11 protein-coding genes and 1 tRNA gene are annotated in these 8,870 nt (G+C 52.1%); 2 read left to right on the top strand and 10 right to left on the bottom strand.

Annotation, left to right across the window (positions count from 1 at the left end):
* Positions 1 to 211: 211 nt before the first annotated feature.
* The 3 genes from Q8Q07_01380 to Q8Q07_01370 form a co-directional block, all read right to left on the bottom strand.
* A complete protein-coding gene (locus Q8Q07_01380) occupies positions 212 to 427 on the bottom strand; it encodes a hypothetical protein (protein MDP3878942.1) in 216 nt (71 codons plus the stop codon).
* A gap of 42 nt (positions 428 to 469) precedes the next feature.
* Positions 470 to 1,135: an endonuclease III gene (gene nth / locus Q8Q07_01375; protein ID MDP3878941.1), complete on the bottom strand. Its 666-nt coding sequence runs from the start codon at positions 1,133 to 1,135 to the stop codon at positions 470 to 472.
* A 317-nt stretch (positions 1,136 to 1,452) separates the two neighbouring features.
* The gene (locus Q8Q07_01370; GenBank protein MDP3878940.1) at positions 1,453 to 1,755 is read right to left on the bottom strand and encodes a type II toxin-antitoxin system HicB family antitoxin; all 303 of its coding nucleotides are present in this window, start codon (positions 1,753 to 1,755) and stop codon (positions 1,453 to 1,455) included.
* Between the two features lie 184 nt (positions 1,756 to 1,939).
* Between Q8Q07_01370 and Q8Q07_01365 the strand changes: the two genes are divergently transcribed.
* Positions 1,940 to 2,197 (top strand): hypothetical protein, encoded by a 258-nt coding sequence (locus Q8Q07_01365; protein MDP3878939.1) that lies wholly within the window; start codon positions 1,940 to 1,942, stop codon positions 2,195 to 2,197.
* Between the two features lie 21 nt (positions 2,198 to 2,218).
* Here the strand turns inward: Q8Q07_01365 and Q8Q07_01360 are convergent.
* Positions 2,219 to 2,291 (bottom strand) — tRNA-Ala (locus Q8Q07_01360).
* A gap of 195 nt (positions 2,292 to 2,486) precedes the next feature.
* On the opposite strand from Q8Q07_01360, the gene Q8Q07_01355 reads away from it, so the two are divergent.
* Positions 2,487 to 2,669 carry a hypothetical protein gene (locus Q8Q07_01355; GenBank protein ID MDP3878938.1) on the top strand — a complete coding sequence of 61 codons (183 nt, stop codon included), beginning with the start codon at positions 2,487 to 2,489 and terminating at the stop codon, positions 2,667 to 2,669.
* A gap of 67 nt (positions 2,670 to 2,736) precedes the next feature.
* On the opposite strand, the gene Q8Q07_01350 is transcribed toward Q8Q07_01355, so the two are convergent.
* Genes Q8Q07_01350 through Q8Q07_01325 form a run of 6 tightly spaced genes read right to left on the bottom strand, consistent with a single transcriptional unit; the run spans position 2,737 to position 8,638 of the window.
* Positions 2,737 to 5,226, bottom strand: coding sequence for an AAA family ATPase (locus Q8Q07_01350; GenBank protein ID MDP3878937.1), 2,490 nt, complete (start codon positions 5,224 to 5,226; stop codon positions 2,737 to 2,739).
* Positions 5,223 to 6,017 carry a hypothetical protein gene (locus Q8Q07_01345; GenBank protein ID MDP3878936.1) on the bottom strand — a complete coding sequence of 265 codons (795 nt, stop codon included), beginning with the start codon at positions 6,015 to 6,017 and terminating at the stop codon, positions 5,223 to 5,225. Before Q8Q07_01345 ends, Q8Q07_01350 begins: the two co-directional genes overlap by 4 nt.
* Before the next feature lie 6 nt (positions 6,018 to 6,023).
* Positions 6,024 to 6,698: a VTT domain-containing protein gene (locus tag Q8Q07_01340; GenBank protein MDP3878935.1), complete on the bottom strand. Its 675-nt coding sequence runs from the start codon at positions 6,696 to 6,698 to the stop codon at positions 6,024 to 6,026.
* An 11-nt stretch (positions 6,699 to 6,709) separates the two neighbouring features.
* Positions 6,710 to 7,267, bottom strand: coding sequence for a class I SAM-dependent methyltransferase (locus tag Q8Q07_01335; protein ID MDP3878934.1), 558 nt, complete (start codon positions 7,265 to 7,267; stop codon positions 6,710 to 6,712).
* 59 nt (positions 7,268 to 7,326) lie between these two features.
* Entirely contained in the window at positions 7,327 to 7,635 is a 309-nt protein-coding gene (locus Q8Q07_01330) for a MerR family transcriptional regulator (protein ID MDP3878933.1), read from the bottom strand.
* Between the two features lie 10 nt (positions 7,636 to 7,645).
* Complete coding sequence (locus Q8Q07_01325; protein MDP3878932.1) at positions 7,646 to 8,638, bottom strand: DnaJ C-terminal domain-containing protein; 993 nt, start codon at positions 8,636 to 8,638, stop codon at positions 7,646 to 7,648.
* Between the last annotated feature and the right edge of the window lie 232 nt (positions 8,639 to 8,870).

Below are 8,870 nucleotides of genomic sequence, written 5' to 3'. Positions count from 1 at the left end.
CTTTCCTCCCGTCAGTAGTATGCCTCCACTTCTTCATTCTTGAACTTACTTATAGTAGCATCATCTCATTACGGTCTACAATAGCTTCGCTGGTGTAAAGAGTGAGAGAAGAAGTATTTCATGAGTCGTTTAAAAAGAGGATAAAGGTTGGAGTGGAAAGGGTGAAACTGCGCTGTTAATGTCCAAGTGAAGAGGCGTCAGGTAAGGATGCTTACTTTCCCGATCTCGATTTGACAGCACAGGCTATGTACCCGATAAGGGTCACCAGCAAGGCAGCCGGGGCTACGTAGAAAGCAGCGAAATAAAGGGAAAAGCCGAGCCATTCGGGAATATCGAATCGCAGCCATGAAGAGAGGGCGAACACGGTATTAGAGATGACAAAGACAATGACCGCGGCAATACCGGTTATTTTGAGACCCCTTTTCATCTTGACCTCTTAAGGCATTATAATACTTGTCTGTCCCCTGGATCAAACCCTGGTGAACAACTCGTATGAGGGGCAGAGCTTCCCCAGGACACACTCCGTACAACGCGGACGCTGGGCTTTGCATACCCTCCGGCCGTGCTCTATCAGCAGTACGTGGAACTGGTAGACGCTCTCCGGCGGGACGATCTCCTCCAGTATGCGGTGGGCTTGCTCAATTGATGCTTTGGGGTCAACCAGTCCCAGTCTCCTGGATACGCGGAAGACATGGGTGTCCACGGGCAAGGCCGGCCTGCCCAGGGCGAAGATTAGCACGCAGTTAGCCGTCTTGGTGCCCACGCCGGGTAGTTGCCTCAGCCACTCCCGTGCCCCGGCGATGGGAAGCTCATTCAGGAAATCGAGCTCAAGGCGTCCCCGTTTCCGCTTTATCTCTTCAAGCGTCCGCTTGATGCGCGCCGACTTAATGTCCGCCAGCCCGCCGCTCCTTATGGCCGCCGCGGTCTCCCTGACATCGGCCGTAAGCAATTCTTCCCAGGTGGGGAATGAGGCGCGAAGCGAGGCAAAAGCGCGGTGGGAGTTCCTGTCCGAGGTGTTCTGAGACAGGATGGTCTGCACCAGCGTGCCGAGAGGGTCATGGTTTGGCTGCCACTCGGGATGGCCGTACTCGCTGCTCAACAGGATAATGATCCGCCTGACGTCTATCTTTTGCATTATGCCTGGTTGGTTTTTCTAGAGTTAGGATGTATCAGGGGTGGTGGAGCTGGGGTATCAATGGGTGGTACTTTTGAACTGGCTTTCAGCCTAGTCTCGCATTAGTGCCATAAACTCTTCAACGCTCAGTCCTGCTCTACGGATGAGACTTCTCAAAGTACCTCGCCTAACTTCCTGATGGTCGGGAACGGAAAGAATTGTTGGCACTCCTGCTTTGGTCAAGATGATGTGGCTTCCTTCCCTCCGCTCCACCTGCCACCCCGCTTTTTCAAAGGCATCAACTGCCCTTCTACCGGAAATAACCGGCAGGCGGGGCATTACACCACTACCTCTGCCGGTAACTCTACTACCCTGGTCTCTATGGTGAGCGGTAGCCCATCTTCAGCACGGCCGGCCAGTATCTGGCGGATCTCTTCGGTTACTATTTCGGGCGTTTCTTCAGGTGGGGACATTCCTTCCTGCTGGCGAACTTTCAGCACACCCAATATAGCCTCCCGGATATTGGATAGTGCCTCATCTAAAGTATCACCCTGACTTGAGCAGCCAGGAAGTGCCGGACAGTGAACGGAGTAACCGCCGTCTTCTTCGGGTTCAAGAATTACGGTAACAGTGCCTTTCATGGCATCTCCTGAGCAAAAATCTGGTTATATTATAGCAGAAGTTGGCAAACGAGGTATCAATAGGGGGTACTGGTAAAGATTTTAACTTGGTTTTCAGCATTGGCATTTAAGCATGGAGATTTAAGACCACTAAGGTAAAAGTGACTGGATTGAAATAATGGCTCGGGTTATGTAGGATATAAGTATGGAAAAAGCTTTCGTCGTATCGCTGGTCGTTGGATTGATACCGACCGTGGCGCTTACCGCAATGGCAATTTTACAGCTTGGAAATACGAAACTTGGTGGAAAACTATTTATGTTCCAAGCAGGTTATACATTGTTGTTGCTGCTCGCTACAATATTGTTTTTTGTTCTTAAAAAGGAAGATATTACTAAGGGATTGTTGGTAAGTTTTGTCATAGGCTTAGTTGTCCTTCTCATCAGGGTTGGGTGGGGTGTCTAGATTGTCTCCTACATAGAAAAGTGGAGCTGGAGGGATTCGAACCCTCTACCTTTTGACTGCCAGTCAAACGCTCTCCCAATTGAGCTACAGCCCCATGAATTTTGCTCCCCGGCAGGTTTAATTTAACAGAAAACGGGGCTAAAGGCAAGTTCGACCGGCGCTGACAGTTTCAATTTAGCGTAATGAGACAAAAGTCACATACAGGAGCTGATTACAGGTTTAGAATGTTTATTGAGGTTGGTTGATTGATTGAGAGGTGGATTTATTAGAGATGAAGGGGGTGAGGTAAATGGTGATGTGGAAACTAAAGAATTGCCCTCGGTGTCAGGGTGATCTTTTCGTTGATAGGGATATTGATGGCTGGTATGCGCAATGTCTTCAGTGCTCTTACCGGCGTGATCTGAAGGCTATCGCCGAAAAAAGCAAGGAGCGGCGCCCGGTAATGGCGGGAGACAGGCGTTCCAGAAGTTAGCGATGGCCGGATGTTCCGCCATTTTATGGTGGCGCAGTTTGTCGGTAGTCTGATGCGGTTTGAGCAATTAAGCTGAATCGCCGGTGGTGCTATGTTTTGCTCTGGCTGGTTTCCGGCTCTTTTTGGTAGTGGAAGTAAAGGTTAGGGCGTCATCTATAAGGTCAACGACAACACTATCGCCTTCGTTGAATTCCCCGCTCAGAATTCTGCTGGAAAGGGGGTTTTCGACGTAACGTTCCACTGCCCGTTTGAGTGGGCGTGCGCCGTAGATGGGGTCATAGCCGGTTTTAACCAGCCACGATTTGGCGGTATCCGTTATCTCTAACTCCAGCTTACGCTCAGCCAGGCGTTCCTGCAGGTCCTGGACGATCAGATCAATGATGTGGCTGAGCTGTTCTTCGGTTAGCTCGTGGAAGACGATGATGTCATCCAGACGGTTGAGGAATTCAGGGCGGAAGGTCTTTCTGACCTCAGTCAGTACCTTGGACTTCATATCATCGTAGCTTTGCCGCTCAACCCGGGCGCCACCCTTCGGTGCTACGAAACCAAGGCTTGTTTCACGCTTGATAAGCTCGACTCCGGCATTGCTGGTCATGATTATCACGGTGTTCTTAAAATCTACCGTACGCCCGTGCCCATCAGTCAAACGCCCGTCATCAAGAAGCTGAAGCAGGCTATTGAATACCTCCGGGTGCGCCTTTTCAATTTCATCGAGCAGGATTACCCGGTAGGGACGGCGTCTTACCGCTTCGGTGAGTTGCCCTCCTTCCTCGTAGCCAACATAGCCAGGCGGGGCGCCGATAAGGCGGGATACCGTGTGCCTTTCCTGATATTCTGACATATCCAGCCGTACCATCGCGTTTTCATCGTCGAACAGGAACCGGGCCAGGGTGCGCGCCAGCTCTGTCTTGCCGACCCCGGTAGGACCAAGGAACATAAAACTGCCGATGGGCCGTCTCGGGTCTTTGAGACCGGCCCGGCTGCGGCGAATGGCTTCAGAGATGGCGGTTACCGCCTCCTCCTGGTTGACCAGTCTTTCGTGGATTCTTTCCTCCATATGAAGCAGCTTCTCCGCCTCACCCTCGAGCATCTGGGATACCGGTATGCCTGTCCAGTTGGAGATTAGCCTGGCAATAGTTTCGGCATCCACGGTTTCGTCAATCTTCTCCTTCTGATGCCAGGCATTCTTAGCCTGATTATATTCTTCTTCCAGGCGTATTCTTTCCGCTTTAAGCTGGACGGCGCGCTCATACTCCTGCCGCTGGGAGGCGGCTTCTTCCTCGTTGGTCAATTGTTTCAATTGCTGCTCCAGGGTTTTCACCTCCGGCGGGGCGCTTTCGGTATCAATGCGCAGTTTACTGGCGGCCTCATCGATGAGGTCGATCGCCTTATCGGGCAGTTGCCGGTCTGAGATATAACGCTGGCTCAGCCGGGCGGCTGCTTCCAGCGCCTCATCACTAATCTTGATCTTGTGATGAGCCTCGTAACGGGGACGCAGGCCCTTGAGCATCTCGATAGTGGACTCAACAGTGGGCTCGCCGACAAATACCGGCTGGAGACGCCGTTCCAGGGCTTTGTCCTTCTCAATAAACCTCCGGTATTCGTCAATAGTGGTAGCGCCCACCGTCTGTAACTCACCGTGAGCCAGCGCCGGCTTGAGCATATTACTGGCGTCAATGGAGCCTTCAGCGGCGCCCGCGCCGACCACGGTATGAATTTCGTCAATAAACAATATAACCTCGCCCTGGGAGTTACGTACCTCATCCATCACCGCTTTTAGGCGCTCTTCGAATTCACCGCGGAACTTGCTCCCGGCCACCAGCGCCCCCATATCGAGGGCGACTACGCGGCGCCCTTTAAGAGAGTCCGGCACATCTTCAGCGGCAATCTTTTGCGCCAGACCTTCGGCAATGGCGGTCTTACCCACACCGGCATCACCGACGATTACCGGGTTATTCTTGGTACGGCGGGTCAGAATCTGCATCACCCTTTTAATCTCATTCTCACGTCCGATGACGGGGTCAAGCTTACCCTGGCGAGCCAGCTCCGTCAGGTCACGACCGTATTTTTGCAGAGAGCGGTATCTGCTTTCCGCCCTGGCATCAGTGACACGGTGCCCGCCCCGGAGTTTCTGCAGGGCCTGGAATACCTTCTCCTGGTTAATGGCGAAGCTTTTTAGAATAGTGGTGGCCTCACCCTGTTCCTCCCCGGTGATGGCGATGAGCAGGTGTTCCGTGCCGATGAACTCGTCATTCAGCCTCTTTGATTCGGCATCGGCTGCCATGAAAAGAGCGTTAATGCGCGGCGTGGCGTAAATCTGCGTCGTAGCGTAGGCAACTTTAGGCATTCTTTCCATGGTCGCTTCCATCCGCTGCCTGATTTCTTCCGCGTTAACGGCGAGCTCCTGCATTATTTCAACAACCAGTCCCCTCTCCTGTGTGAGCAGGGCTAGCAGTATATGTTCCACGTCCCACTGGTTATGGTGAAACTGAATCACCAACTGCTGGGATGCGGTTATCGCTTCCCACGCCTGTTCGGTAAATCTTTCCTGTTTCATTTTAACTCCACCTCAACGTTACTTTTTACGCCAAAATTGAGGACGAGGAATTTCTCAACCTGCCGCTGGACTTCCGGGTAGTCCCAGTTATAATCATGACCCGGAACGTTGACACAGTGGGTGAACTTTATCCGTTTCCCCTGCAGTGTGTATTTAAGCCAGCGAAAGGGGGCCACGAGATAGGTTCTGGCTATCGTCGGCACGTCCCACTCCATCAGAGCATCAGGCATCAAACCGTTACTATCCAGGGCCAGGGTTCTTTCAGTAATTACCCTTCGAGATTTATAGGGGAAGGGTGTACCCAGCTCTATGCTAAAAATCCGGTCAAGCCCGTTCTGCTGCTGTAATACGGCATTGCTGAAAGCTGCTCCCTGACTGACTCCAATCATTATCACCCTGAGGTCTTCGAGATGCCGGGTGATAAATTTCAACTCGGTTGCCAGAATATTCGCTTTGACAGAGAAGAAGTGAGTTTGCTCCTTGATGTCTCTCATTATCTCCCGCCAGCCGTTATTGGTGCGGAAATACTGCATCAAAAACCAGGTATACCCCAGCCTTCCTATAGTACCACTGACTCCTTCCACAATGCTTTGCTCCCACTGTAAGAGTTGTTGCAGGGGTGTCTTGCCCCACCCACCGGGGTTATGAATAAGGATGAAATCTTTGTCTTCAGCGTTGGTGTAAATATCCAGCAACCTGCTGATAAAGCCGGTACACTTATTTGTATCAGCCCCGAAGAGTTGTTTGGCGATACCTTGAGCCTCTTTCTCTAGAGCGAGGAGATTGCTCATTATTTATTAACCACCAAACCATTTTAATATGATATAGAGGCCTCCGTAACCGGCGAAGGCTACAATCATTCCTTTTATGGTCTTGCCCGCCCAGCTAGCCAGGAAAAACCGTGTAAAGTTCATTCTGCATGAACCAGCCGCCAGGCCGGCAAAATAGAAGGGACTGAGCGGTATGGCGGCGACAATGAAGATAATCCAGGCGCCGATGCGGCCACCGACCCATTTCACCAGGCGGTCGTAGAAAACCTGTCCTTTAGGCCAGAGCCGGGACTGGAACGGCCGCACTATATTATAACGAGAGCTTGTCTGATGTTCCCAGATTTGCTCTTTAGCCTGGAGTCGTGAGCATATCGTCTCCATCCCGGCTCCGGTCAGGTATATTGTGATGCCGCCCAAAGCCTCACCAAAACCGGTTATCAGCCCGACATAGACCGGCTGCTTCAGTACGTGCCCGAGGGTGAATGTCACCAGCAGGCTGGGGGCAGGAATAATGGTTACCCCGGCAAGAATGCTGACCAGGAACCCGCCCGTATAGCCGTAGGCACGAGCGTTCTGTATTTCATCGCGGAAATAAAACGCGGCCGTAGCTATCACCAGGGTCAGCAAAAAGGCTAGCCCGCTCAAGAGATAGTAAGGCCAGTTTTTGCCTGAGGCCACCTGCTCTAATTGTCTTACCCCCAATGGGCACCTCTCTATTTTACTTTAGTAAACCTGAAGAACTTGCCGTCCCTCTCCGCCAGGCTAAAGAGACCGTTAGTGTAGATTAAGACCCTTTCTTTCATGCCATCATATAAAGCCAGAGTCCCGTTTTCCTTTAATATCCGGTGTAACTCTTCCAGTACCGCCCGTCTTTCTTTAATCTCGTGCAGTACATCACACATCCAGACTACATCCACGCATTCATCCGGCAACCCGGTTTCCCGGCTGGAGAGTATGGTTTCCATATTGGTCAGTCCCTCTTTTTTTGACTGTTCCGCTACCATTTCCAGCTGCCGGGGAAAATAGTCCAGAGCGTACACTTTTCCTCTGCTGCCGATTAATTTAGCTGCTGGCACAGTAAAAGAACCGGTACCGCAGCCGTAGTCCAGGAGGGTCTGCCCCTCCTGCACCAGGTCTATTTTATGCCACTTCCGCAGGATTTCCCGTCCGCTGAAGCTTCTCCACAGGGGCCACCAGTGGACCCAGAGCGCGTAATAAGTTCTATAGACCGGATTCAGTTTCTCCTCAAGGAAGCGCTCTATATCAAACAACTCTCGCCTTGTTCCACCCCGACTTAATATTCCCCGGGGGTTATCCCTGGTTTCAGATTCTACTTTTGCCTCAGTCTCTTCAGCTCTGCTTCCAGACCGGCTATATGCTCCTGTAGTTCGGTCATGCGCCGCGACATGCGTAAAATCACATCGATACCGGCCAGGTTGATCCCCAGGTCATCCATCAGTTCTTTCACCCGCTTGAGGTAGTCAATGTCTCTATCCGAATATAACCTGATGTTCCCTCTGGAGCGGGATGGTTCTATTATGCCAATCTTTTCGTAATAGCGCAAGGTATGGGTCTGGAGATTGAGCATCCTGGCGGCGATGCTTATCACGTAACGGGGCTCGTTGTCCGGCAACGTCATCGGTCACCTCTTAACCAGAATCAGGTCGTAATTCACTGAGCTGCTCGAACAGTTTCTTTTCTTCTGCCGAAAGCCTGGTTGGTAGTATCACTTTTACCCGGGCCACCAGGTTGCCACGGGAGGAGTTTCCGAGATGAGGCATTCCCTGTCCGGCAAGGCGGAAGGCGCGTCCATTCTGGGTCTCCGGCGGGATTTTCAGGGACAGTTTTCCTTTTGGGGTCGGTACCTGGGTTTCACCACCCAGGACGGCGACGGTTAACGGGACGGGTACGTCCACATATAAATCATCGCCCTTCCGCTCGAACAGATGCTGAGGTTTGACCGATATTTTGAGGTACAGGTCTCCGCTGCTGCCCCCGGCATAGCCTGGCTCTCCCTTACCGGCGATGCGTACCCGGGAGCCGGTATCAACCCCGGGCGGTATCTTGACTTCGAGTTGTTTCAAACCGGCGGTGACGCCTGCGCCCTGGCATATCGCACACACGCGCTTCTCTATCCGGCCGGAGCCATGGCAACTGGGGCAGGCTTGTTCACTGGTGAGGCTGATGTTGCGGCTGGTTCCATGGTAGGCTTCCTCCAGGGTCACCTCAACCGGGGTTTCTATATCACGGCCGCGTCTCGCCCGCGCCTGGCGGCGGGAAGTCCCCGTGAAGCTGCCGAACAGATCACCGAACAGATTGTCTAAATCACCGTGCTCAAAGCGGACGTTTTGAGCGCCCTCCTTCTGGAAATCCCGGAAAGGTGTCTGCTGCGCCCCGGCTTTGGCGAACTGGTCAGCGTGCTGCCACTGGTCTCCGTACTGGTCATACTTCTGCCGCTTATCCTTATCCGATAAGACCTCATAAGCCTCATTTATCTCCTTAAACCTGGCCTCTGCTGACTTGTCATCGGGATTAACGTCAGGGTGATGCTTACGGGCTAACCGCCGGTAAGCCTGCTTTATTTCCTGATCGCTGGCATTCCGTTTGATGCCTAATATGTTGTAGTAATCCTTGCCTGCCATCCTTCTTTACTCCGCAGTTATTTCATTATAAAGCATTTTGCCGGAGATAACAATACTATTATGAGGTAAGTTCATAAAATATTATTAAATATTTTCGTGTTTACACTGCCTGATTCCCACGCGGTAAGCGGATGATTTTTTCAGTGATTAATGGCTGGAACGGGTGAAGCTGATTGTTGTTATGCTGGCGTGTAGCGGCCGATACCATTCCGACCCCGTATCGGTGTACGGG

The sequence above is a fragment of the Dehalococcoidales bacterium genome (assembly GCA_030698765.1).
Classification (GTDB): Bacteria; Chloroflexota; Dehalococcoidia; order Dehalococcoidales; family UBA2162; genus JAUYMF01.
This window is presented reverse-complemented; position numbering and strand designations above follow the sequence as displayed.